This window comes from Cupriavidus sp. 22TCCZM04-2, from assembly GCF_057798895.1.
The window spans coordinates 1-24,272 of the sequence record NZ_JBYOJS010000029.1; the positions used below are offsets into that span (position 1 = coordinate 1).

At 63.9% G+C, this 24,272-nt stretch carries 24 protein-coding genes; 5 read left to right on the plus strand and 19 right to left on the minus strand.

Going from position 1 to position 24,272, the window contains the following annotated elements:
- From AC3FKG_RS27785 to AC3FKG_RS27810, 6 genes are all read right to left on the minus strand, one after another.
- Nucleotides 1-1,505: methyl-accepting chemotaxis protein (locus tag AC3FKG_RS27785; protein WP_488744686.1), on the minus strand; the 1,505-nt coding region annotated here is incomplete at its 3' end.
- Nucleotides 1,506-1,553: 48 nt separating this feature from the next.
- Entirely contained in the window at nt 1,554-3,200 is a 1,647-nt protein-coding gene (locus AC3FKG_RS27790) for a methyl-accepting chemotaxis protein (RefSeq protein ID WP_483714407.1), read from the minus strand.
- A 156-nt stretch (nt 3,201-3,356) separates the two neighbouring features.
- Nucleotides 3,357-3,833: a chemotaxis protein CheW gene (locus AC3FKG_RS27795; RefSeq protein ID WP_483712552.1), complete on the minus strand. Its 477-nt coding sequence runs from the start codon at nt 3,831-3,833 to the stop codon at nt 3,357-3,359.
- A gap of 166 nt (nt 3,834-3,999) precedes the next feature.
- Nucleotides 4,000-4,368, minus strand: a complete 369-nt coding sequence (locus AC3FKG_RS27800) for a response regulator (protein ID WP_483714408.1) — start codon at nt 4,366-4,368, stop codon at nt 4,000-4,002.
- Nucleotides 4,369-4,592: 224 nt separating this feature from the next.
- Entirely contained in the window at nt 4,593-6,575 is a 1,983-nt protein-coding gene (locus tag AC3FKG_RS27805; protein WP_488744687.1) for a putative bifunctional diguanylate cyclase/phosphodiesterase, read from the minus strand.
- Nucleotides 6,576-6,685: 110 nt separating this feature from the next.
- A complete protein-coding gene (locus AC3FKG_RS27810; RefSeq protein WP_488744688.1) occupies nt 6,686-8,386 on the minus strand; it encodes a methyl-accepting chemotaxis protein in 1,701 nt (566 codons plus the stop codon).
- Between the two features lie 532 nt (nt 8,387-8,918).
- Between AC3FKG_RS27810 and AC3FKG_RS27815 the strand changes: the two genes are divergently transcribed.
- Nucleotides 8,919-9,227: an H-NS histone family protein gene (locus AC3FKG_RS27815; RefSeq protein ID WP_483712555.1), complete on the plus strand. Its 309-nt coding sequence runs from the start codon at nt 8,919-8,921 to the stop codon at nt 9,225-9,227.
- 108 nt (nt 9,228-9,335) lie between these two features.
- Here AC3FKG_RS27815 and galE read toward each other — a convergent pair whose 3' ends face one another.
- Complete coding sequence (gene galE / locus AC3FKG_RS27820; RefSeq protein WP_483712556.1) at nt 9,336-10,355, minus strand: UDP-glucose 4-epimerase GalE; 1,020 nt, start codon at nt 10,353-10,355, stop codon at nt 9,336-9,338.
- Nucleotides 10,356-10,500: 145 nt separating this feature from the next.
- Nucleotides 10,501-11,523 carry a tyrosine-type recombinase/integrase gene (locus AC3FKG_RS27825; protein WP_488744689.1) on the minus strand — a complete coding sequence of 341 codons (1,023 nt, stop codon included), beginning with the start codon at nt 11,521-11,523 and terminating at the stop codon, nt 10,501-10,503.
- Between the two features lie 199 nt (nt 11,524-11,722).
- On the opposite strand from AC3FKG_RS27825, the gene AC3FKG_RS27830 reads away from it, so the two are divergent.
- A complete protein-coding gene (locus AC3FKG_RS27830; RefSeq protein WP_488744690.1) occupies nt 11,723-12,157 on the plus strand; it encodes a nuclear transport factor 2 family protein in 435 nt (144 codons plus the stop codon).
- 37 nt (nt 12,158-12,194) lie between these two features.
- Nucleotides 12,195-13,193: an NAD(P)H-dependent flavin oxidoreductase gene (locus AC3FKG_RS27835; RefSeq protein WP_483712561.1), complete on the plus strand. Its 999-nt coding sequence runs from the start codon at nt 12,195-12,197 to the stop codon at nt 13,191-13,193.
- 28 nt (nt 13,194-13,221) lie between these two features.
- On the opposite strand, the gene AC3FKG_RS27840 is transcribed toward AC3FKG_RS27835, so the two are convergent.
- A complete protein-coding gene (locus tag AC3FKG_RS27840) occupies nt 13,222-13,812 on the minus strand; it encodes a PadR family transcriptional regulator (protein ID WP_483712562.1) in 591 nt (196 codons plus the stop codon).
- 316 nt (nt 13,813-14,128) lie between these two features.
- On the opposite strand from AC3FKG_RS27840, the gene AC3FKG_RS27845 reads away from it, so the two are divergent.
- Entirely contained in the window at nt 14,129-14,353 is a 225-nt protein-coding gene (locus AC3FKG_RS27845; protein WP_483712564.1) for a hypothetical protein, read from the plus strand.
- A gap of 140 nt (nt 14,354-14,493) precedes the next feature.
- Here AC3FKG_RS27845 and AC3FKG_RS27850 read toward each other — a convergent pair whose 3' ends face one another.
- Nucleotides 14,494-14,979 (minus strand): SixA phosphatase family protein, encoded by a 486-nt coding sequence (locus AC3FKG_RS27850; RefSeq protein WP_483712565.1) that lies wholly within the window; start codon nt 14,977-14,979, stop codon nt 14,494-14,496.
- A gap of 181 nt (nt 14,980-15,160) precedes the next feature.
- Here AC3FKG_RS27850 and AC3FKG_RS27855 point away from each other — a divergent pair, with 181 nt between their 5' ends.
- Nucleotides 15,161-15,817, plus strand: a complete 657-nt coding sequence (locus AC3FKG_RS27855; RefSeq protein ID WP_488744691.1) for a dienelactone hydrolase family protein — start codon at nt 15,161-15,163, stop codon at nt 15,815-15,817.
- A 39-nt stretch (nt 15,818-15,856) separates the two neighbouring features.
- On the opposite strand, the gene AC3FKG_RS27860 is transcribed toward AC3FKG_RS27855, so the two are convergent.
- The 9 genes from AC3FKG_RS27860 to AC3FKG_RS27900 form a co-directional block, all read right to left on the minus strand.
- Nucleotides 15,857-16,921, minus strand: a complete 1,065-nt coding sequence (locus AC3FKG_RS27860) for a LysR family transcriptional regulator (protein ID WP_488744692.1) — start codon at nt 16,919-16,921, stop codon at nt 15,857-15,859.
- A 344-nt stretch (nt 16,922-17,265) separates the two neighbouring features.
- Nucleotides 17,266-18,501 (minus strand): MFS transporter, encoded by a 1,236-nt coding sequence (locus AC3FKG_RS27865; RefSeq protein ID WP_488744693.1) that lies wholly within the window; start codon nt 18,499-18,501, stop codon nt 17,266-17,268.
- On the minus strand, nt 18,498-19,316 hold the full coding sequence (locus AC3FKG_RS27870; RefSeq protein WP_488744694.1) for a radical SAM protein: 819 nt from the start codon (nt 19,314-19,316) through the stop codon (nt 18,498-18,500). The genes AC3FKG_RS27865 and AC3FKG_RS27870 overlap by 4 nt, the downstream gene beginning before the upstream one ends.
- On the minus strand, nt 19,316-19,759 hold the full coding sequence (locus AC3FKG_RS27875) for a hypothetical protein (protein WP_488744695.1): 444 nt from the start codon (nt 19,757-19,759) through the stop codon (nt 19,316-19,318). Before AC3FKG_RS27875 ends, AC3FKG_RS27870 begins: the two co-directional genes overlap by 1 nt.
- A gap of 62 nt (nt 19,760-19,821) precedes the next feature.
- Entirely contained in the window at nt 19,822-19,962 is a 141-nt protein-coding gene (locus AC3FKG_RS27880) for a hypothetical protein (RefSeq protein WP_483712575.1), read from the minus strand.
- 409 nt (nt 19,963-20,371) lie between these two features.
- Nucleotides 20,372-21,379 (minus strand): Bug family tripartite tricarboxylate transporter substrate binding protein, encoded by a 1,008-nt coding sequence (locus AC3FKG_RS27885; protein WP_483712576.1) that lies wholly within the window; start codon nt 21,377-21,379, stop codon nt 20,372-20,374.
- 193 nt (nt 21,380-21,572) lie between these two features.
- A complete protein-coding gene (locus tag AC3FKG_RS27890; protein WP_488744696.1) occupies nt 21,573-22,304 on the minus strand; it encodes an SDR family NAD(P)-dependent oxidoreductase in 732 nt (243 codons plus the stop codon).
- Nucleotides 22,305-22,394: 90 nt separating this feature from the next.
- Nucleotides 22,395-23,597 (minus strand): 3-oxoadipyl-CoA thiolase, encoded by a 1,203-nt coding sequence (gene pcaF / locus AC3FKG_RS27895; protein WP_488744697.1) that lies wholly within the window; start codon nt 23,595-23,597, stop codon nt 22,395-22,397.
- 36 nt (nt 23,598-23,633) lie between these two features.
- Nucleotides 23,634-24,272 (minus strand): 3-oxoacid CoA-transferase subunit B, encoded by a 639-nt coding sequence (locus AC3FKG_RS27900; protein ID WP_483712581.1) that lies wholly within the window; start codon nt 24,270-24,272, stop codon nt 23,634-23,636.

Here is a 24,272-nt window from a genome sequence, read left to right on the forward strand (position 1 = left end):
GCGGCCGCGGCCTGCTCCACCAGTGCCGCGTTCTGCTGCGTCACCTCGTCCATCTGCGCCACGGCCTGGTTCACCTGCTCGATGCCCGAACTCTGTTCGGCCGACGCCGCGCTGATCTCGCCCATGATGTCGGTCACGCGCTTCACCGCCTGCACGATCTCGTCCATCGTCGTGCCCGCCTGGCCCACCAGCGCCGTGCCGTTGTCCACCCGCGCCACGGTGTCGCCGATCAGCCCCTTGATCTCCTTGGCCGCGTTCGCGCTGCGCTGCGCCAGGCTGCGCACTTCGCCCGCCACCACCGCGAAGCCGCGGCCCTGCTCGCCGGCCCGCGCCGCTTCCACGGCGGCATTCAGCGCCAGGATGTTGGTCTGGAACGCAATGCCTTCGATCACGCCGATGATGTCGACGATCTTGCGCGACGCATCGTTGATCTCTTCCATCGTGTTGACCACGCGACTGACCACTTCGCCGCCGCGCACCGCGGTTTCCGACGCGTTCGCCGCCAGCCCGCTCGCCTGCCGCGCGTTGTCCGCGTTCTGGCGCACCGTGCTGGTCAGCTCCTCCATGCTCGATGCCGTTTCTTCCAGCGACGCGGCCTGCTGTTCCGTGCGCTGCGACAGGTCGTTGTTGCCCGCGGCAATCTCGCGCGAGGCCGTGGCGATGGATTCCGCCGACTCCTTGAAGTCGCGCACCATGCCCGAGAGCTGCTGCTGCATCTGCTTCATCGCGTGAACCAGGCTCTCGCGGTCACCGGCGCGTGTCTTCACCTCTGCGGAGAAATCGCCTTCGGCAATGCGCGAGGCGATGGCCACCGCATCGCCGGGCTCGCCGCCGAGCTGGCGCGACAGTGCGCGGGCCAGGAATACGCCGAGCAGCACCGACAGCGCCAGGCCGCCAAGCACGAGGCCGAGCATCCACAGGCGGGTGCTGGTGTACACGCTGCGGGCCTCTTCCATGTTGCTGCGCGCGCGGTCATCGCGGCGCTTCACCATCTTGGCCATGACTTCTTCGAGCGCGTGGCTGTCCTTGAGCAGGTCGGCACTTTCGCTGAAGACGGTGCTTTCGAACTGCGAGGTATCGAGCGGCTGCTTGCTGACCAGCTCGGTGTACTTGCCCATGCGTTCGCGAAACGCCGGCGCGAGGGTCTGGTATTGCTTGACCAGCGCCTGGCCCTCCGGTTTCTCGAACATGCCGGCCACCTGCTTGATGCGCTCCTCCATGGTCGCGAGCGACTTGGCGATCTGCTCTTTCTCCGTGGTGCGTTCGCCCATGGTCGATGCCGACAGCAGCGCGATCTGCGCGCGGCTGGCATAGACAAGATTGATATTGGCGTCCTGCACGGCCTTCAGCGCCTGTAAGTCGTTGTTATAGATCTTGCCTGTCCAGTCGGCCATGCGCCCCATGTTGACGACGCCAAGCAGCCCCATGAAAGCGCCGATCACGGCGACCACCAGGAACCCGCCAACCAGCCTGGTCGTGACCCGCAGTTGATTGAACCAATGCATAGAAACTCCCCCTTAAAGCCAATGATCCGGTACGCCCGGCTGCCAGTCTCAGGTCTGCGCCAGGAACGGCGCCTGCGCCATGTCGGCGCGGCGCGGCCGTTGCGGACGCACCTCTGCCTGCATGCTGACGCGGAATGTAGCCACCGCGTCGCGCAGGCGCTCGGCCTGCTCTTCGAGCGCACCGGCTGCGGCCGCGGCCTGCTCCACCAGTGCCGCGTTCTGCTGCGTCACCTCGTCCATCTGCGCCACGGCCTGGTTCACCTGCTCGATGCCCGAACTCTGTTCGGCCGACGCCGCGCTGATCTCGCCCATGATGTCGGTCACGCGCTTCACCGCCTGCACGATCTCGTCCATCGTCGTGCCCGCCTGGCCCACCAGCGCCGTGCCGTTGTCCACCCGCGCCACGGTGTCGCCGATCAGCCCCTTGATCTCCTTGGCCGCGTTCGCGCTGCGCTGCGCCAGGCTGCGCACTTCGCCCGCCACCACCGCGAAGCCGCGGCCCTGCTCGCCGGCCCGCGCCGCTTCCACGGCGGCATTCAGCGCCAGGATGTTGGTCTGGAACGCAATGCCTTCGATCACGCCGATGATGTCGACGATCTTGCGCGACGCATCGTTGATCTCTTCCATCGTGTTGACCACGCGACTGACCACTTCGCCGCCGCGCACCGCGGTTTCCGACGCGTTCGCCGCCAGCCCGCTCGCCTGCCGCGCGTTGTCCGCGTTCTGGCGCACCGTGCTGGTCAGCTCCTCCATGCTCGATGCCGTTTCTTCCAGCGACGCGGCCTGCTGTTCCGTGCGCTGCGACAGGTCGTTGTTGCCCGCGGCCACCTGGTGCGTTGCCGACGAAATGCTGGCCATCCCTTCCTGGATCTCATGCACGACCGACAACAGGCTGCGCTGCATGGTCTGCATGGCCTGGGCGAGCGCGCCCACTTCATCGCGCGCGCGGTGTTCGAAGCTGGTGGTGAGATCGCCCGCGCCCATGCGCAGCGCAAAGTCGAGCATCCGGCTCACCGGACGATGCACGCGCGACAACAGCATCGTGCCGGTGATAAAGGCAGTGGCCACGGCCAGCGCAAAGCCACCCCACAACCACGGGCGCACGGAGCCGATGGCGGCACCGCCAAAGGCTTCGGAGGCCAGCAGCGCGGCCAGGAACCAGACCAGGCCGCCGGCTTGCGACCACAGGATGCGCCGCCGCAGGTTCAGGCGCGTGGCGCGACCGAAGAGGCCGGCCAGGCCGGTGCGTACCACGGCGCCTTCCCGAATGGCCAGGCCATTCGCGCGTCCCTCGCGAAAGCGTGCATAGGCAGCGCTGGCGGCTTCGATCTGCTCGCGCGTCGCCATCGAACGCACCGAGGTGTAGCCCGCCAGCCGGCCATCGATATGGGTCGGCGTCACCGTCGCGCTGACCCAGTAGTAGTCGCCATTCTTGCGGCGGTTCTTGACCACGCCCACCCACGAACGGCCGGCCTGGATGTTCTGCCACAGGTCGGCGAACGCTTCCGGCGGCATATCGGGATGTCGCACGAGGTTGTGCGCCGCGCCCAGCAGTTCCTGCGCGCTGAAGCCGCTGGCTTCGATGAACGTGCGGTTGGCAAAGGTGATGCGGCCCTTCAGGTCCGTGCGCGAAATCAGGTAATCGTCAGGAGAAAGGGCGTACTCGTTTTGCGTGACGGGTTGGTTGTTTCGCATGTATGACATTAACGGCTTGCTTCGGGCACTGCGGCTACGACGGCGGCACAACTCAAAGCGGTTTTGGGGCGACGGCACGTGGTACGTGCCGGTGACACTGGCCCGGCCAGGCGGGCTTGGGTCCCGCGGCCGGGACAACCGGGGTTTTTGGCGAACTCAGGACAGCGCTTCGAGCGCGGCGAGCTCGTCGGTGTTGAGGAGCTTTTCGATGTTCACCAGGATCAGCATGCGCGAGTCGACCGAGCCGAGGCCGCGGATATAGTCGGTGGCAAGCTCGCTGGTGAAATGCGGCGTGGCCCGGATCTGGTCGGGTGCCAGCGTCAGCACATCGGACACGCCATCGACGACGATGCCGGTGGTGCGGTCGCTCAGGTCGACGATGATCACGACGGTGTACTGGTCGTAGCTGACCTTTTCCTGGCGGAACTTGATGCGCAGGTCGATGATCGGCACGATCTTGCCGCGCAGGTTGATCACGCCTTTGATGTAGTCCGGCGCATTGGCAATCTGCGTCACGGACTCGTAGCCGCGGATCTCCTGGACCTTCAGGATGTCAACGCCGTATTCCTCGCGGCCGAGCGTGAAGGTCAGGAATTCCTCGCCGGCGCCTTCCACCTTGTCGATATGCTTCATGGTTGCTTGCCCCCCGGTTGGCTGCTGTGACTCGTGCCGCCGACAGCATGCAGGCGGCAGCGGCACGGGGACTTTCACTTTGTCCCCCGTTATTTACGGCAGCGCGGCGAGTGCCTGAAGGGCGACTCGCGATAAACCACCCCCTTCGTTGGAGGGGGATGGCCATTCAGCCAGCCAACGCGGCCACGGCGGCCATCAGCTGACCGGGATCGAACGGCTTGGGCAGGAAGCCGGAAGCCCCTGCCTCGCGCGCCTGTTCGCGGATACGCTCGTCGGCTTCCGTGGTCAGCATCAGGATGGGAATGCCCGCATAGCGCTCGGTGGCGCGCAGGGTGCGGATCAGCGTCAATCCGTCCGTGCCCGGCATGACCTGGTCGGTCAGCAGCATGTCGAAGCCGGTCTCCATGGCCAGTGCGCGCGCCTGGTCGCCGTCGGCGGCCTCGGTCACCGCATAGCCACCGGCCCGCAGGCACGCGGCAATCATGCGGCGCAGGGACGGCGAATCATCGACGACGAGGATGCTGGGGACGGACATGGGAGGCATGGGTGCTCCGAAAGCGCATGGCGGCTGGATCCGACCGGGGGCATGGCGCTGCCGGCGGCGGACAAGCCGGCGCGGACTGCACGGATCGCCATCCGGGCGCCGGCAGCCTGCCGAAGTGATTATCGGCAGGCCGGTGCACGGGCTTGAGGGGGACGGCGGGGGATCGGCGGGGGAACGGCGGCTTTCCGGACAGACGGCCAGTGCGGCGCAGCGTCTCAGCGCACCGCCTGCACTTCCCTGGCAGAGGCCTTTTGCTCGAGCGCTTCGGCGAACCGCGCCGCGTCCAGCGGCAGGGACAGCAGGAACCCCTGCACTTCATCGCAGCCCATCGCGTTGAGGATCTCGAGCTGCGACAGCGATTCGACGCCTTCGGCCACCACCTTCATGCGCAGCTCGTGGGCAAGCGCCACCATGGAGCCGACAATGGCCTGGCCCTGCGCGTCGGCATCGAGGCCGCCGATCAGCGTCCGGTCGATCTTCAGCGTGCCCACGCGCAGCCGCTTCAGGTAGCCGAGACTGGAATAGCCGCTGCCGAAGTCGTCGAGCGCCACCTGGATGCCGAGCGATTGCAGTTCGGCCAGCGTTTCGAGCGACTTGCCGATGTCCTTCATGGCCGCGGTCTCGGTGATTTCGAGCGTGATGGCCGAGGGCGGGATGTCGTGCTGGTGAATCTGCTCGAGCAGGTATTGCGGGAAATTGCGGCTGGCAAAGCGCAACCCCGATACGTTGATGGCCACCGGCACCAGCGGGAGCCCGGCGTCCTGCCACTGACGCACATGGCGGCACACGCTCGAGATGACCCAGTCGTCGAGCTTGTCGATCTGGCTTGACTGCTCGGCCACCGCAATGAACTCGGCCGGACTGACCTGGCCGAGTGCCGGGTGGCGCCAGCGGCAAAGCGCCTCGGCACCGACCAGCAGGCGCCGCCGCGCGTCGAACTTCGGCTGGAACTGCAGCGACAGCGCGTCGTCCTGGATCGCGGTCCAGAGATCGCGCCGGATCACGCGCGTACGGCGGGCGCGCTCGCCGGCCGCGCTGTTGAACAGGCGCACCTGGTTGGAGCCGCTTTCGCGGGCCTCGGTCAGGCTCACGCGGGCCGCCTGCATCAGGGACTCGGACGTCTGCGCATCGCGCGGATAGACGGCGATGCCGATGTTCACGCCGATCTGCATCTGCAGGCCGCGCGCGGCCACGAATTCGGCCAGCGACCCAAGGACGCGCGACCCCAGTTCCTGGGCGCGGCCATGGTGGACCATTTCAGGCACGCCCACCGCGAATTCGTCGCGTGCCAGCCTGGCCAGGAAATCGTGGGGCTCCAGCGCGGCCTGCGCGAGCGCGCCGGCGTCCTGCGCCAGGATGTCGTCGGCACGCACTTCGAAGACTTCGTCGACTTCGCGAAAGTCCGCGACGTGGATCAGCAGGACGGCACAGTTGCCTTCGGACAGGCGCGCCTGCGCGACAGCCTGGTCCAGCCAGCGGCCGAAGGCGATGCGGTCCGGCATGGCGGTGGCCACGCTGTACTCGGCCACGGTGCCCTGGCCACGTGCGCCGGGGCGGACGACAAGGCGTCCGGGTATGCGGCCGCTGCGCCGGATCTGCCGCGACTCGGCCACGCGCAGCGCGCTCGGGGCGTCGTCCGACAGGTCATCGGCAAGGCCGGCGCCATGGTGCCCGGGGCCGGCCATCCAGCCGCGCGACTGCGCCTGATGGAACGCGAACATCAACACGCACAGCGCGGTCAGCCCACCTGCCAGCCAGGCCGGATGCGGCAACCCCGCGGCATCGATGCAGGCGCGCGCGGTCATGGAACCCGTGCCACAGACTCTCCCAAGCCGCGTGCCGGCTACGGCCACCAGCCCCGCACCAGCCAGCGCCGAGGCAATCGCCGCGCCGCGCCAGAGCCGGACGCCTTGCTTGAGCCAGCCGAACAGCATCTTGCCTGCCGACGTCGCCACCGCCGCGACGGCGAAGGCGCCCGCCATCTGCGCCGTCTCGTTGGCCGCCGGCACGCCGCCGGAGCCGACCACCACCACGAAGGGCAAACCCACCGTCAGCTGCGACAACAACGTGGCAGACCAGGACAGCGCGCGCATCGGGCCGCCGCCGTCGGCCGCTGGGCGTGCCTGGCGGCCGCCGAGAACGGCGGCCACGCCGAGCAGGGCGGCCAGCAGCAAAAGGGCGGTACTCAAGGCGATCATGCGATTGCGCTGTGATGAGAAGAATGCGCGAACGTTGGGACGATGCGGAACAAGCCCGGAATCATGGCAGTTTGCGGTCGCGATGTGAACAGGGCAAGACGACAGCCATGCTAGAAAGCGCTCCAGTCATCGTCCGATCCACGCGATACGGCAACGGCAGGGGCCACCCGGGCCGGCCTTGCCAACGCGGCCGCCGCGTCTGGCCTGGCCGCGGCTGCCGGCAGTACGCGCGCGACGGGCTGCGAGACTGTACCGGTTGCGCTGCCCAGATTGAAGACCGACACCACGTTTTTCAGCTTGCGGGCCTGTTCATCCAGCGAGCCGGCCGCCGCGGCCGCTTCCTCCACCAGCGCGGCATTCTGCTGCGTGACCTGATCCATCTGGTTGACAGCCTGGTTCACCTGCTCGATGCCGCTGGTCTGCTCCTGCGAGGCGGCGCCGATCTCGTTCATGATGTCAGTGACCCGGCGCACGGCCTGCACGATCTCGCCCATGGTTTGGCCCGCCTCGGCCACCAGTCGCGTCCCGTTTTCGACGCGCTGTCCGGATTCGCTGATCAGCGCCTCGATCTCCTTGGCCGCGGACGCCGAGCGCTGCGCCAGGCTGCGCACCTCGCCGGCCACCACCGCGAAGCCGCGGCCCTGCTCCCCCGCGCGCGCCGCTTCGACCGCGGCATTGAGCGCGAGGATGTTGGTCTGGAAGGCAATGCCTTCGATCACGCTGATGATCTCGACCACCTTGCGCGAGGCGCCGTTGATCTCGTTCATGGTGTCGACCACGCGGCCCACCACATCGCCGCCCTTGAGGGCGATCTGCGAAGCCTCGCCGGCCAGCACCCCGGCCTGACGGGCATTGTCGGCATTCTGGCGCACCACCGTGGTCAGTTCCTCCATGCTTGCCGCGGTCTGCTCGAGCGACGACGCCTGCTCCTCGGTGCGCTGGGACAGGTCCAGGTTGCCGCTGGAGATCTGCTCGGTGGCCGAAGCCATGGAATCCGCGCCCACGCGTACATCGGACACGATCTTGTGCAGGCTGTCCTGCATGGCGGCCAGCGCTTGCATCATGCGGCCGACCTCATTGCGGGACACCGCGGTGATGCGCGAGGTCAGGTCGCCGCGCGCGATCCGCTCCATCACCTTCAGCGCTTCTTCCACCGGGCGGACGATGGCGCGGTTCAGCGTGACCGTGCACAAGCCCGCCAGCACTAGGCCGACGGCGATCAGCGCGACCGACAGCATGCGGGTGCGCGCGAAGCGCGTCTGCGAACCTTCGAAACTGGCCTGGCCGGTCGTCATCTGGAATTTTTGCAGGGTCTCGTGCGCCGTAGTCATGGTGCGCTGCAGTTGGGGCATGACTTTGCTGGCCAGGCGCACTGCCTCTTCCTGGTTGCCAGCCAGGGCCGCCTGCTGCAGCGGTTCGATCCCCTTTGCCATAAAGTCGGCGCGCTTGCGTTCGAGGTCGGCGGCGAGCGCCTTTTCCTGCTCGTCTTGCGGCAGGCTCATATACCGCTTCCATGCGGCGTCACCGGCCTCGACAAACACCTTCGAGCGGTCGACGCTGATTTTCGGATCATCCAGCTCGCCCTGCATTACGCTGCGGTCGAGCGCCAGGCGCATGCGCGTCGTGGCCAGCATGGCGTCGCTGAGCGCCACCGTCGAAGCCAGCTGGTTCGAATAGGTTTCCTTCAGCGCGTCATTGCTTTGCGAGATGCCGTGCAGCCCCGCGCCGCCCAGAAGGATCAACAGCAGTGACAGCGTGGCCATGGCGCCCTTGAGCAGGGTCTTGATCTGAATATTGTTTTCGAATGGCATGATGAACGCGACGGTAGGCAACTCACAGGACACACTCTTGGTCCTGGTACGGCGGTCCGACACCCGGCGATCCGCCCTGCCCCGGATAACGGCTTGCCCATTCGGTTCTTGAGCCAGCTCAGATATTTGCAGTGCAGCATAAAAAATGTCGGATAGACGCCACGTGAGCAGGCGTTCCGCGCCATCGGACACTTCAAGAAAATGGCATTTTCGCCAGTTCTTCGACGTCGTTATCGATTATGTGTTTTTGGAAATCGGCAAAGCTCTTCGTCTCAGCCCGCAAAGTGGGATCCAAAACAAATGATCGATTTGACTGGTTCCGGAGCCCCAGCCGGCAACCGGCCATTCGCCCGCTCGATACCGAGCGCCGGTAACCGCGGGCTGACCAGGTGCGATCACAAAAGTTCAGGGCAATATCGCTAGAGAATCTTCCTAATTTTGCCGTTTCATCGGCATGAAAGATTTGCAGCGACGCGTTAGCCCGATATAATGCTTTTCGACATTCCGCACCAACCCGATACACGAGGATCAAATGGCGACTTATCAGGAAATCGTTCAGAAAATCAACGAACTGCAAAAGCAGGCCGAAGAAATCAAGGCACGTGAGCAGGCTGCAGTGATTGCCGATATTCGCGAAAAAATCGACCAATATGGGTTGACGGCGGAAGATCTCGGTTTTGGCGTGAAGGCCGCGGCCGGCAAGAAGGTCGCCAACCGCAAGGTGCCGGTGCGTTATCGCGATAGCGCCGGCAACACCTGGACGGGCCGCGGCAAGCGCCCGGGTTGGTTGACCCAGGCCCTGGCAGCCGGCAAATCGGTGGACGATTTCCTGATCCGCTGATGCAGTCGCAGTAGTCGCAATAAAAACGCCACGGCAATCTCCGTGGCGTTTTTGCTTGGCGCGCCATCCGCTCATCGCGGCCACGCAGAAACGGGTACGCCCAGGATCTCAGGCGTCAAAGCCGTTCGGATTGGTGGACTGCCAGCGCCACGAGTCCTCGCACATGCGGTCAAGGCCATGGCGCGCCTGCCAGCCCAGCAACTGGTGCGCCAGCGTCGGATCGGCATAGCAAGATGCAATATCGCCCGGCCGGCGCGCCACGATCTCGTGGGGCACCGGGCGCCCGCTGGCCCGCTCGTAGGCGGCCGCTACCTCGAGCACGCTGTAGCCGCGGCCCGTGCCCAGGTTGACCGTCATGCTCTGTCCGCGATCACGCAGGCAGACCAGTGCGGCCAGGTGTCCGTCCGCAAGATCGCAGACGTGGATGTAGTCGCGTACGCCGGTGCCATCCGGCGTCGGATAGTCGCCGCCGAATACCATCAGTTTTTCCCGACGGCCGCCGGCCACCTGGGCGACATAGGGCATGAGGTTATTCGGGATGCCGCGCGGGTCTTCGCCGATCAGGCCGCTTTCATGTGCCCCGACCGGGTTGAAATACCGGAGGTAGGCAATGCGCCACGTCGGATCCGATTTTTCCAGGTCGCGCAGGATTTGCTCGCCCATCAGCTTGGTCTGTCCATATGGATTGGTTGCCGAAAGCGGAAAATCCTCGAGAATCGGAACCGTATGCGGATTGCCATACACCGTCGCCGACGAGCTGAACACCAGTTGCTTTACGCCCGCGTCACGCATGGCGGCACACAGGGTCACCAGGCCGTCCAGATTGTTGCTGTAATACTCGAGCGGCTGGCTGACGGATTCACCGACCGCCTTGAGCGCCGCGAAATGGATAGCTCCGGCAATGCGATGCTCGGCGAACAGGCGATCCAGCAAGGCGCGGTCGCGCACATCGCCTTCGACAAAATTCGGGGTCTGTCCGGTAATGGTTGCGATCCGGTCCACCACCACCCGGCTGCTATTGCACAGATTATCGAGGCCGATCACCTGATAGCCGGCATTGAGCAATGCCACCCAGGTATGTGAAGCGATATAGCCAGTGGCACCGGTAAGAAGCAAAGTCTGGGACATTGGAATTCGGTAACTCGTCGAAAAAGGATGGGCGAACATCGGCCATGGCATGCAGCCGCGGGCCGGTACGAGAGGCGACGCTTACGCCGGAACACCGGCTATTATCGCCCACCGGCACAAAGGCAGGCGTCCCGGCAGTCCGGGTTCAGTCGTCCGAGCCGCCGCCCGGAGGCAAGCCAGCCCGGGCAATCCATGCCTCATGGGCGGCACGCAGCCTCCAGCCCGACTCGAAATCGCGCATGCCGAGCCATTGCGACACCGTGGCCGGCGATGCGCCGGCCTCGAAATGCATGGCGCCGCAGGTATTGCGCAGCGTCTGCGGCGATGCCCGTTCGCTGCGCGCCGACAGCACGCCGGCCTGGTCGAGCAGCAGCTCCACGCGTCGATACACGGAGGCGGCATGCATGGGCCGCCCGCTCGGCATGGCCGGGAACACCAGTTCGCCCAGCGTGCCCGACGCCTCGCGCAGCGAAAGCCATGCGCTCAGCGGCCGGTGGGCAAAGGCAAACAGCGGCGCGTCGTAGGTTCGGCCGCTCTCGGGCTTGGCCATGCGCAGCACCACGCGTCCAGCATGGCCGCTGTCGATGGCCCGGGTCCGCAATCCGCGCAATTCCCCCACCTTCAACCCTGCGCCCAGCAGCACCGCCACCATCGCGGCGTCGCGCGCGCGCTTCCATGCCGTGGGCGAAGCGTCGGCCCCATCCGCTGCGCTCTCGCCGGCCGGCCCGAGCACGCGCGCGATCAGCAGGTCGCGCTCGCCGGGCAGCAGGAAGGCGGTCGGATCATTCTCGCCCTCGGCCAGATGCGCGCGCACCGCCTGGCTGGCCGGGTTGTGCAGGCCTTCGTCAAGATGGGAGAGATGGTTATAGATCCGCTCGATCAGCCGGGTATATCGATAGCGATGTGACTTGTGGAGATCCTGTTCATCCAGGAATTCACCGATCTGGCCGGCCGACCACGATAGCGGCGCCAGCCCGCGTTCTGCCGACCAGCGCAGAAGTTTTCCCCACATGGCGCGATAGACCACGCTGGTGCCGTGACGGAAGCCGTTGCGCGCGAGCCAGCCATCGAAGGCGCGCTCGGGATGGCTGCGCCAGCTCGCCAGGTCGGCATCGAACAGGGCTGCCTGCGGTCCGTCCGCGCTGGGCTGGCTGCGCTGAGTGGTCACTGACTCTCCGGCAAATGGTAACGGCAATGCGCATATTGTAGACAAGGCGTCACTGGACGGGCGCCCGGCGCGGGCGTCATGCAGCCCGAGCTTGCGAGCGCGTCTTCGGCATGCTACCTTTTGCTCATTCATGCAACTGGTTGCATAGTACAAAATTGCACGATAGCTTTGACCACGAAGAACGAGGAGACCACCATCCATGAATGCCGCTGCGCTGATTCCGAATGCCCGTTCCACGCTTGCCGCTTGGCACGAGATCCTTGCCACGCATGCCTTCGAACGGCTCGGAGACATCATGGCCGACGACGTGGTGTTCCGCTCGCCGGTGGCCCACACGCCGTACCCGGGCCGCGCCGCCATCGTGCTGGTGCTGACGACCGTGAACCAGGTCTTCCAGGACTTTCGCTATCACCGTAGCTTCGTCGGTGACGACGGACACAGCGTGGTGCTCGAGTTCAGCGCCGACGTGGACGGCAAGCAGTTGAAGGGCATCGACATGATCCGCTTCGACGCCGCCGGCAAGATCGCCGAGTTCGAAGTCATGATCCGCCCGCTGAGCGGCCTGCAGGCACTTGGCGCCGCCATGGGCGCACGCCTGTCCAGCCAGAAGCAAGTACTTACCGGGGCGCTCTGAAGCCACCACCGCCCGATTCCACCGAGGAGCTTTTCGCATGTCCCTTCCCGCCCAGTTGAAGAACCGGCTTTCGCTGCCGGTCGTGTGCTCGCCACTGTTCATCATCTCCAACCCCGACCTCGTCATCGCCCAGTGCAAGGCTGGCGTCGTCGGATCGTTCCCGGCGCTCAATGCGCGGCCGGCACCGAAGCTGGAAGAGTGGCTGGACCGCATCACGACGGAACTGGCGGAACACGACGCCAGGCACCCGGACCGCCCGGCCGCGCCGTTCGCTGTCAACCAGATCGTGCACAAGTCCAACGACCGGCTCGAGCATGACCTGGAAATGTGCGTGCGCTACAAGGTGCCCATCGTGATCACGTCGCTGGGCGCGCGCACGGAAGTCAACGAGGCGGTGCATTCGTACGGCGGCATCGTCCTGCACGATGTCATCAACAACGCCTTTGCGCGCAAGGCGATCGAAAAGGGTGCCGATGGGCTTGTGGCCGTGGCGGCAGGCGCGGGCGGCCATGCCGGCACGCTGTCGCCGTTTGCGCTGCTGCATGAAATCCGCGAGTGGTTCGACGGTCCGCTGCTGTTGTCGGGCGCGATTTCGAGCGGCGACGCCATCCTGGCCGCGCAGGCCGCGGGCGCGGACCTCGCCTACATCGGCTCGGCCTTCATCGCCACGCAGGAAGCCAACGCCCAGGACGGCTACAAGCAGATGATCGTGGACAGCAGCGCGAATGACATCGTCTACTCGAACCTGTTCACCGGCGTGCATGGCAACTACTTGCGCGGCAGCATCGAGCGCGCGGGCCTGGACCCGGCGGCGCTGCCGCAATCGGATCCGTCGAAGATGAATTTCGGCTCGGCCAGCGCCAAGGCGTGGAAGGATATCTGGGGTGCCGGCCAGGGTGTGGGCGCCATCAAGCGCGTGGTGCCTGCCGCCGAACTGGTGCGCCGCTTTGCCGAAGAGTATGCGCTCGCCCGCCGCCGCCTCGGCCTGCCCGATGCCGCCGGTGCGTCGCAGGCACAGGCCGCGGACATCGCCTGACGCAGCAGGAACGGGAAAGGGAACGGGCTCAGTCCTGGCGATCGCCCGCAGGTGTCGCCAGCAGGGGCATCAGATCGTTGCCCCAGGCCACCCAGTCCTGTTCGAAACGAATGCCCCGGCGCAGCAATGCCAGGCGCAGTTGCTGCGCACGGTCCCGGCGGCCGTCGGCAAAGTCGCGGCGCTCGATGGCCTGGTAGGTTTCCAGCCGTGCCTGGTGCAGCGCGATCAGCCGGCGCATTTCATCGGCCAGGCCCAGTGGGCCGATCGCCGCGTCCGCGCGCAGCTTGACCAGGATCTCTTCGCGCTGGTCCAGGCCCGCGCCGGGCTCCAGCACCCATCGCACCAGTTCCTCGCGCCCGGCTGGCAGCACGTGGTACACCTTCTTGCGGCTTTTCTTCTCTTCGCCATTGGGCGAGGCGTTGCCGTCGGCGTCGACGCTCGGGTCGGTTTCCTCGGCGGCAATCCAGCCGTGATCGGCCATGCGTCCAAGTTCGCGATAGATCTGCTGGTGCGTGGCGTGCCAGAAATAGCCGATGGAACGATCGAACCGGCGCGCCAGGTCATAACCGGACGACGGTTTCTCGATCAGGGAAATCAACAGGGCGTGCTGTGTCGACATTCGGCTGGAAGGGTAGCCATGCTGGCGATTGAAGGCCGGAAAGCATGCGACGGCAAGCTTCTCGGGGACCGCGCTATGGTAGCGCAAGGCTTTGCGCGATAGCCGCGGGCGCCGCTCCCGGCTGATGCATCGGCGAGAGGACATTTCCGGTGAACCGACAAAACCGACAATTTTGAAAACACATGCCTCTCAGAATTAAAAAATGCTGAATGGCATTTTTGGGGAGCATGGCATACATTGCAAACAATACGATCTGTCTGCGCGAGACGGGCATCGCCCCCACCCTGCTCGTGCTTTGTCACCGGAGCCAATGGAAATGAGAGGACACGATCTTGCAGAAGACCGTGACGTCGCCTGGGAGGCTGATGCCGGGCAGGACCCGGCGAGCGAAATCGCGGTGCTGCCGGCCCGCGCACCGGTCTACTACCGGTTGCCGGATACGCCGGACGGCCACCATATCAAGGAATACGCCAGCGGCCTGCGCCAGCTCGTGCGCTTTGTCGGTGTCGAGGAGCAGGTCGTCAAATACTGCCTGGGCTGAGCACGTCGGGCCAGCAAGTTCTTCTGTGGTTGTCTCCTCCAGGCCCATCTGCGGCCATGGATTGAACCCGCGAGTTTCTTTGCGGGTTTTTTTCTGCCAGTTCAGCCAACCTGACTGCTCCGGCAGCGGTCAATATCGGACTATTTCCGTGGCGAGTTCAGCGAGACTTTAGCGGGAGTGATTTCGCCGACATCCTCCCACGTCTGCGTGTCGAAGCGGAACTTGGCGACCGCGCAGGTGGGCATGTTGGTGATCTCGGCCGACAGACGATGCGCAAGTTCCGTGAACTCAGGGTTGTGACCGAACAGCATCACACTGCCAACCGACTTGTCGAGTTCACGAACGACGGCCAGCAGGCTGGCGGCGCTACTGGCGTACAGCCGGTCGTCGACCATGATGTCCTTGCGCTCATAGCCGAGTTCGTCGGCCATCAGCTGCGCCGTCGTCAGCGCGCGCAGGGCCGGACTCGACACGAGCAGGTCGGGCTTTACCTTGCGGCCCGCCAGGCGCTTGCCCATCTCCGGAGCGTCGTGCCTGCCACGGTCCTCCAGGGGTCGCTCACGGTCGGGCAAGGACGGGTCATCGTGACTTGCCTTGGCATGCCGCACCAGAAACAGAGTCTTCATAGTCCCTCCTGATCCATTGGGATCGTTATGGGGTGTTTGTCGGGGTGTTTGTCGATGGCGCGCCTCGGCAGACCGGCACTTGGACGCTGGCCTCGCCACCACGCCCGCCCTATAGTGGACTGGGATGGGGCCGATTGCAACGCGGTGCACCGCAAGGCGCCATCTGCTGGAGGGCAGCGGCATGCGAGACAGTTCAGATACCACCGAGGTGGTGATCCCAGCCGGCGGCGTGGCCCTGCAAGGCATCCTCACATTGCTGCCGGGCGCCGGCGCATTGGTCTTGTTTGCGCACGGTACGGGCAGTTCCCGGCTTAGCCCGCGCAATCGCCGTGTGGCCGCCGAACTCAATCGCTGCGGCATTGGAACGCTGCTGATGGACTTGCTGCTGCCGGAGGAAGACCAGGTGCAGTCCATCCGCTTCGACGTCGACCTTCTGGCTTCGCGACTGGCACAGGCGACCAGCTGGGTGGCACGGCAGCCAGGCACGCCGCCACGGCTGGGCTATTTCGGCGCCAGCATTGGTGCGGCCGCATCGATGCGTGCGGCAAGCCGGTCGCAAATCCCGATCGGCGCCATCGTCTCGCGCGGCGGCAGGGTCGATCTGGCGGGCCCCGACGCGCTTACACAGCTGGCTGCGCCGACCATGCTGATCATCGGCGGGCTCGATGTCAGTGTCCTGGAACGGAATGAGTCGGCCTTTGCCCAGCTGACCTGCCAGAAGAAACTGGTGATCGTGCCCGGGGCCTCCCATTTGTTCGAGGAGCCCGGCGCGCTGGAATCGGTCGCTCGTCTGGCGGCGCAGTGGTTTGAGCGTTATCTGGGGAAGGCCTTGCCTTGACTGGCGCCTGCGGATTCCTTTCGCAACACGCGGAAAGAGTCAGTTCGGATACTTACTTCCTGACACCGCACCCATGGCCCCCGTACCATGCGTAGCGCGTCCGCCTGCAGCAGTTTCCCGCCTGGCAATCGCTAAAAGCCGTTGCACGAGATCGGGAACAGGCTCCGCGACATGCACGGCGCCAAGGGGGGCGAGCCCGGCTGGCATTGCCACCTGCAACTGGCACACACGCCCGCCAGCCAGCATGCCTGTCGATATGCTTCGCGGTATCAACGCAACGGATCCCGGCAACTGCAGGAAAGTTTCTAGGACCGGCAGCGATACGGTTGCAAGCGGTAGTAACTTGGCGTCGGGCAGTGCGTCAAGCACGACGCTATCAAACATCTCCCGCAGATGAACACTGGCCACGGGCAATACCCAGTTCGCCCCCCGAAGCGCCTGGATGGGAAGCGCGTCCCGCTTGCACAGTGGGTGCGAAGACGAAGCGACAATCATGGCTTCATCGTCCAGGACCGGCTCGAAGTGCAACACATTGGGTAATCGCCGCGGCATCCTGCAGAACACGACGTCCAGGCCGCCCGCACTTAGCAATGACATCAGGCGCACGCCGAAGTCTTCTTGAAGTTCGAGACGGACTTCCGGGTACGCCTGATGGAAAGTGCTCAGCACTGACGCCGTCAACGCATGGGAAGCAGCGGGAATGGACCCGATGCGCAGTGACCTGGTATCACCCTGCTGGCTCGCAGCCAGAAACTCCGCAGATTGCTGAAGCCGTACCATGACTTCACGCGCATGAGAAATCATGCCTCGTCCGCATGCCGTCGGCCGTATTCCACGCGCGTGGCGCTCGAACAGCTTCATGCCGACCAACAGTTCGAGCTGGGCGAGCGACTGAGTTGCGGCCGACTGGCTCATGCAAGCTTCCTTTGCCGCGCGCGCGATGCAGCCGCAATCGTCGACCATGACCAATAGTTGCAGCTGACGCAACCGACCCTGCTTGATCAGCCGCCCAAAGAGGGTTTTTGCGAGCAGGGGCGCTGCGGCCCCCGAAAGTACAGACGCTCCGCCGTCAACCGGAACGGACTGATCTGTCGAGCTCTTCACGGAAAAGCGCTCGCTGTGCCGTCAGGCTTGCCAAGGGAGGGGACCGCAAACAGCAGGACCATACGCCAGGCTCCATCTACCACAAGCGATACCAGCAACAGTCTCTGTAGTCGCGATGCCATTGAGCGAGCTAGCATGGCATGCCCGAACTGCTGGAGCCATTACAGTTCCAGTATGCGATACCAGTTGCAATGATCCATCTCAATCTTGCACACATTCAGTCGGAGATAGTGCGCGCGACATGCGTTCGCGCCGCTCGGAACAATCAGCGGCCGCAGGTATGCGTGAGCAACGGGCTCGGGGCATCCCGATGGGCGCTGTTTCGTTTGACCTAAGCTGTTGTATCAGTCAGGCGCATTCTCGGCGCCGGATTTCACCAGTTTCCGATGAAGCAGCAAAGCCACAGTAATGCACAGCCCAGCGTTGTATGCGGCAATGATTTGAAAAGCGTCGGTAAACTGAAGAAACGTGCCAGCCGCAAATAGCCCCGCCGGAAAAGCAGACCCCACGATCAACGTTTGCACGCCCAAGATGCGGCCATATGAATCGCGCGACGCCAGCCTCATCAACAGCGCATCCGCCGCGCTTCCCGAAAACGCGACACTGGCTCCGATCAACAGCAAGGCAACGTTAAACACCGGATATCGCCATGCACTCGTCAACCCCGTTGAGACACAGATCAGCAAGAAGCCGCAACCGGTCATTACAGCCAATGACGGAAGATGGCACCGCCTCAGCTTTGCGTAACCCAAAGCACCGCCAACTGCGCCCACACCCAAGCAGGACTCCGAAAATCCGAGATACGCGCTGTTAGATCCGTCGATGCCTGTTATGAAGAGTGGCATGATAATTACCAGGGGGGACAGCACAAAATTAAGTATCGCAGTAAAACCAAGTGCACACATTAGCATGTCGTCGCTTTTGTAGAACACAAAGGCCGTTGCAAAGCGTTCGGTCAAAGGCAATGCCTTCACGGCGGCAGTACGGGAGGCTGGCGAATCTATATCCAACGTACAGACTACCCATGCGCTGACCAGCAGAGTGCCGCAGCACACCAGCGTAGAATAGACAGCCTCCAGTGCTATCAACAGCAGACCACCAAACAGTGGAACTACCAGCTTGCTCAGGTAGCCCGTACTGCGGGAGAGACCCGCAGCCAAGCCTTTCCCCTGGCCGTGAAGCATGTCCTTGATCAGAATCTGCCGCGAAATCGAATAGCCGGTTATTGCAACTCCCATCCCAATCTCAGCGGGAATCAATAGCCAAAGCGGCATTAGCCGCGCAAGCACTGGAATCGTTCCGAGTAAGATGGCGGCACCAGACAGCAGGCATACAATGCAGGCGTTGCGTGCCCCTGATCTTTGGATCAGGTAGGTCAGTGGGATGCCACTGAAAATTCGCGCCACGGCACCGCCCCCGATGGTCAGCGGGAGCAGTGAGGCAAGCTCGGCGTGCTGCGCGAGGTACCACGTGATCGTGAACGTTTGCAGAATTGTGGCACTTGGGACGAGAAACCCGACGACAGCCAGCCACAGAAATGGCTTGGGTAGGTCTTGCGTTTCTATATTCTGCACTGTCATTTGGACTGCCCGAAGACGGCCCGCGTCAATGCAGCTCCGCGCTGCCCAAGTGACATCAAGTAGAAGACGTTGTCGCGAATATCATCACAAACAGAAAACTCCTTTGCGAATCCCAAGTCTCCTGACGCCAGATCCGCATAGTCTGCACGCGGGCAATAGTGAGAGACTGGGCACTCCTTGCACGCCACCGGCTCTTCCAGCATTGCCTGGTACTCGCATAGCTTGTCGAATGCGTAGTCGCCCGACAGGATGTCACCAAAATGGTACTCAGGGAATTCAAACAGATTGTCCTGAGGGCATACGCGACCATCGTGATTAATGTGGAACTGCACTCGTGGCAGAACCCCAGCATCGCGCATATAGATCAGTTTGAGATAACGAGCAATTGGTGACGATTGCACAAAAGGACCCAGCCTTGCGTCACCTTCGATGGCAGCAACCATCTTTTCGGTGATCATCCTGGTCGTCACCTTGTTCAGCAATTTGATACGCGCCGCCGATCCCGTCAGGCTTAGGGGTGAGTACAGGAACTGTGTTGCCCCAAGTTCGCGTGCAAAATAGATGGTATCAATGAAGGACGAGAAATTATGCGCCCCCACTACAGCCTTGATAGAGATGAAGGCTCCCATATCCGCCATGTATCGCACATTGGACACGACCTGATCAAAGCTTCCGGGTCGGAACTGATCGTGCACCTCTCGCACGTGGGAATCCAAGGAAATACGCCATTCACCCCCCTTGTCCTGATAAAAATCTAAGAACGCTCCCGATTGGAATTTTTTGATATTTGCCGCATTTGTTGACACCCGGACCATCAAGCCTCTTTCTCTGGCGTAACCGAGAATGTCTGCGAAGTCTTATTTATTGTTGGTTCACCACCGAAGAGTTGAAGCGTCCTTGTAGGATTGTTCATTGCACCACCTAGCCCGATGACGTAATCGATGAAATCCCTTACCTCTCGGTATTCGAGGTCGAACTTTCCCCGGCGCATGCTGCTTGGAGCCTCAATGTAGCAGTGGGGGCACGATAAGTTGCAACGGTTGGTGAGCTTGACAACGGGATACAGTGCCAGATGTTCCTTGCCTGCCAACTTTGACGTTTTTGAAATGCCCTCTAGCGATCGCATAAGAGCTGGGTCATCATCCGCTAGCAAACTCTCGAGTTCTGCCGCCCTTCCGCTGCTTATTTTCATCCACGCTTGTGGGTTCTTTGTTGCGTATATCACCTCACCATCGGCTTCTACTTTGAAGAATTCCATGTCGGGCCACCTATCCGGAAGGGTGAGATGGAGTCATTTCCATCTCACCTCACTCACCGCGCTCAATACTGAATGGCTTCTCCCCACATGGCGCGCTCCGGATCATGGCCAGAATCCCATTCAACCTCGAAGGTAAAGTCATCGAGACGGAAGCCGGCCTGCGACTCGATTCCCGCAGGGGTATTGCACGACTCATGGATCATTTCAAGACTCCTTGTTGACTGAGAAATGGGCTAGTCCACACCGCCCAACTTCAGCTTAGGGAGCGCAAGATCCTGGTACCAGTCGCTTTTAGCCCCGAGCTAACGGCGTTATCGATATCCCGCCCTGCAGTGTTTGCTTCCTTATGGAATTGATGGCGAAAGCTATCCCAGCTACATCGCGAAGAGAGACAGGCCGGGGCAGAGAAATTCCGGGTAGTGACAATGTCGAGGCTAGCATCCGAAGAGATCAGCAAAGCTCCGGCTTCACATCTTTTGATTGCGGACATTGCCGAGATATCTGCATCCTCGTCCGCAGTTTTGTCTCGTTTGGCTCCCCAGACAACAAAAAAGCCGGTCCCCCAAGGAACCGGCTTTCCACCATCGCAAAAGCAACAGAGTCAGACAGTAATCAATCCACCGTCGCGCCCGAAGCCTTCACCACCTTGGCCCACTTCGCGGTCTCGGTCTTCATGAACGCGGCGAGCTGGGCCGGCTTTTCGGGATTGGGCTCGGCACCCTGGTCGGCCATCTGCTTCTTCACCTCCGGCATGGCGAGGATCTTCACCACTTCGGCGTTCAGGCGGTCGATGATGGGTTGCGGGGTTCCGGCGGTGGCGTACAGCGCGAACCACGAGGTGGCTTCATAGCCGGGCACGCCCGATTCCGCCACGGTCGGCACGTTCGGCAGCGCCGGCGAGCGCTTGGCCGAGGTCACGGCGATGGCGCGCAGCTTGCCGGCCTTCACGTGCGGATACGACGACGGCATGTTGTCGAACATCAGGCCGATCTGGTTGCCCAGCAGGTCGTTCACGGCAGGCGCGCTGCCCTTGTACGGGATGTGCTGGATGTGCAGGCCGGTCATCGAATTGAACAGCTCGCCCGACAGGTGCATCGACGAGCCGCTGCCCGATGAGCCGTAGGACAGCTTGTCCGGATTGGCCTTCACGTAGGCAATCAGTTCCTTGATATTGTTCACCGGCACCTTCGGGTTCACCACCACCAGGTTCGGCACCATCGCCACGCGGCTGATCGGCGCGAAATCCTTGACCGGGTCATACGGCAGCTTGGAATACAGCGACTGGTTGATGGCGTGGGTGCCGATGGTGCCCATGAACAGCGTATAGCCATCGCCCGGCGCCTTGGCGGCCAGCGATGCGCCGATGTTGCCGCCCGCGCCCGGACGGTTGTCGATCACCACGGGCTGGCCGAGTGCCTTGCCCAGTTGCAGGCCGACGATGCGGGCCAGGATGTCGGTGGTGCCACCGGCCGAGAACGGCACGATCATCGTGATCGGCTTGGTCGGGTAGCCACCTTGCGCATGCGCCGCGCCGGCAAAGCCGGCAATGGTGGTGGCCAGCGCAACGCCTGCGGCCAGCAGGCGGCGGCGGGTCGTGGAGGTCTGGGAATCGAGTCTCATCGGTTTGCTCCGGTTGTCCTTGTTGCCCGCGCGCAGCGTGTCTGTCGCGGGCGAATGCTGGATAGCGTGATTGCTGCCCTGGAAGAAGACAGCGCGGTGACGCTGTCTTCGTGCCGGCTGTGACCGCAAGGATCGCAGCCTGATATGACGCTTTATTAACGTCTGTTCTTGTGAATGCCTGAAGTCCGCGGGATCAGACCGGTGCCACGCCAAGCGTGGTTCCGCCGCAGACGTAGAGGACCTGGCCCGTGACAAAGCCATTATCCGGCGACAGGAAGAACAGCGCGGCGCGCGCCACGTCTTCCGGCGTACCCATGCGCTTCACGGCGATGCTCGCCAGGATGCGGCGCGTCTGTTCGCTGCCTTCGGGATTGCTCTTGCGGAACAGCTCCGTGGCGATCGGGCCCGGCGCCACCGCATTCACGGTGATGCCGTCGCCGCCAAGCTCCATCGCCAGCGTGCGCGTCATGCCGATCAGCCCGGCCTTGGTGGCCGAGTACACCACGCGCTCGGGCTTGCCCAGCGCCGCGCGCGAAGCCATGTTGACCACGCGGCCAAACCCGACGGCGCGCATGGCCGGCAGGCAGGCCTGCGTGAGCAGCATGGCCGCCTGCAGGTGCAGGCCAACGACATAGTCGAGGTCGGCCACGGTGGCCGTGTCGGCGGTGCCGGGGCGCGTCGCGCCCGCATTGTTCACCAGCCGCGTGACGGCGAACTGCGAGGTGACCTGCTGCGCCACGGCGCGTGTCGCCTCGGCATTGGTCAGGTCAGCCTGGAAAAACGTCATGTTGGGATGGGACCAGCCCGGCTCGGTGTAGTCGATATTGACTACGCGGGTGGTGCCGTCTGCCAGCAGCATTTCACTGATGGCGCGCCCGATGCCGGAACTGGCGCCGGTTACGATCGTGGCGTTGGGGTGGGACATCTTCAACTCACTCAAGAAAGACCGCTGTACTACGCCCTCTCCCGCGAGCGGGAGAGGGGAGCAAACAAGTCGTGGTGCAACCGAATGCGCTTAAACGCGTTCGATCACCATGGCGATGCCCTGGCCCACGCCGATGCACATGGTGCACAGCGCGAAGCGTCCGCCGGTGCGATGCAGCTGATACATCGCTGTGGTCACCAGGCGCGCGCCGCTCATGCCGAGCGGGTGGCCCAGCGCGATTGCGCCGCCATTCGGGTTGACGCGCTTGTCGTCGTCGGCGATGCCCAGTTCACGCAGCACGGCCAGGCCTTGCGCGGCGAACGCTTCGTTCAGTTCGATCACGTCGATCTGGTCCAGCGTCATGCCCAGTTGCTTCATCAGCTTCTGCGTGGCCGGTGCCGGGCCGATGCCCATCACGCGCGGCGCCACGCCGGCGGTTGCCATGCCGACGATGCGCGCACGCGGGGTCAGGCCGTGTTGCTTGAGGCCGGCTTCGCTCGCCAGCAGCAGCGCGCAGGCGCCGTCGTTCACGCCCGAGGCGTTGCCGGCGGTGATGGTGCCGTCCGCGCGCACGATCGGGCGCAGCTTGGCCAGCGCTTCCATGCTGGTGGCGCGCGGGTGCTCGTCGCGGTCGACGACGATCGCATCGCCCTTCTTCTGCGCGATGCTGACCGGCGTGATTTCCTGCGCCAGCGTGCCGTCGGCCTGGGCGCGCGAGGCGCGCTCCTGGCTGCGCAGCGCCATCAGGTCCTGGTCTTCGCGGCCGATCTTGTAGTCGGTGGCCACGTTCTCGGCGGTCTCGGGCATCGAGTCGACGCCATAGGCCGCGCGCATCGCCGGGTTGATGAAGCGCCAGCCGATGGTGGTGTCGAAGATCTGCGCATCGCGCGAGAACGCGCTGGTGGCCTTGCCCATCACGAACGGGGCACGGCTCATGCTTTCCACGCCGCCGGCGATCATCAGCGTGGCTTCGCCCGCCTTGATGGCGCGCGCGGCAGTACCGGTGGCGTCCATGCCCGAGCCGCACAGGCGGTTCAGCGTCGCGCCCGGCACGTCCTGCGGCAGGCCGGCCAGCAGCGCCGACATGCGCGCCACGTTGCGGTTGTCTTCACCGGCCTGGTTGGCGTTGCCGTAGATCACGTCATCGATGGCGGACCAGTCCAGGTTCGGGTTGCGCGCCATCAGCGCCTTCAGGGGCACGGCACCCAGGTCGTCCGCGCGCACGGCGGACAGGCTGCCGCCATAGCGGCCGATGGGGGTACGGATGGCGTCGCAGATAAAGGCTTCGTTCATGTCTCTCTCTCGGTCTTGATGTCAGGATGTCAGTGGTCAGCCCTGGATCAGGGTCACGCCGGTCAGGCGCTGCAGCTCGTCGAAGCCCAGCCCCTCCACCAGGTCGCGCGCAACCAGCCCGTCGGCGGTCACGTCGATGGTGGCCAGATCAGTGTAGATACGCGTCACGCAGCCGATGCCGGTCAGCGGATAGGTGCACTGCGGCACGATCTTGCTTTCGCCCTGCTTGGTCAGGTGCTCCATCATCACGAACACCTGCTTGGCGCCGATGGCCAGGTCCATCGCGCCGCCCACGGCGGGGATGGCGCCCGGTGCGCCGGTGTGCCAGTTGGCCAGGTCGCCCTTCTCGGAGACCTGGAACGCGCCCAGCACGCAAAAGTCGAGGTGGCCGCCGCGCATCATGGCGAACGAGTCGGCATGGTGGAAATACGAGCCGCCGGCCTTGATCGTCACGGGCTGCTTGCCGGCATTGATCAGGTCGCCGTCTTCCTGGCCCGGTGCGGGCGCGGGGCCCATGCCGAGCAGGCCGTTTTCACTGTGCAGCAGGATTTCCTTGTCGGCCGGCAGGTGGTTGCCCACCAGCGTGGGCAGGCCGATACCGAGATTCACCACGGCACCTTCGGGGATGTCCTTGGCCACACGGGCGGCCATCTGGTCGCGGGTCAGTTTTTGCAT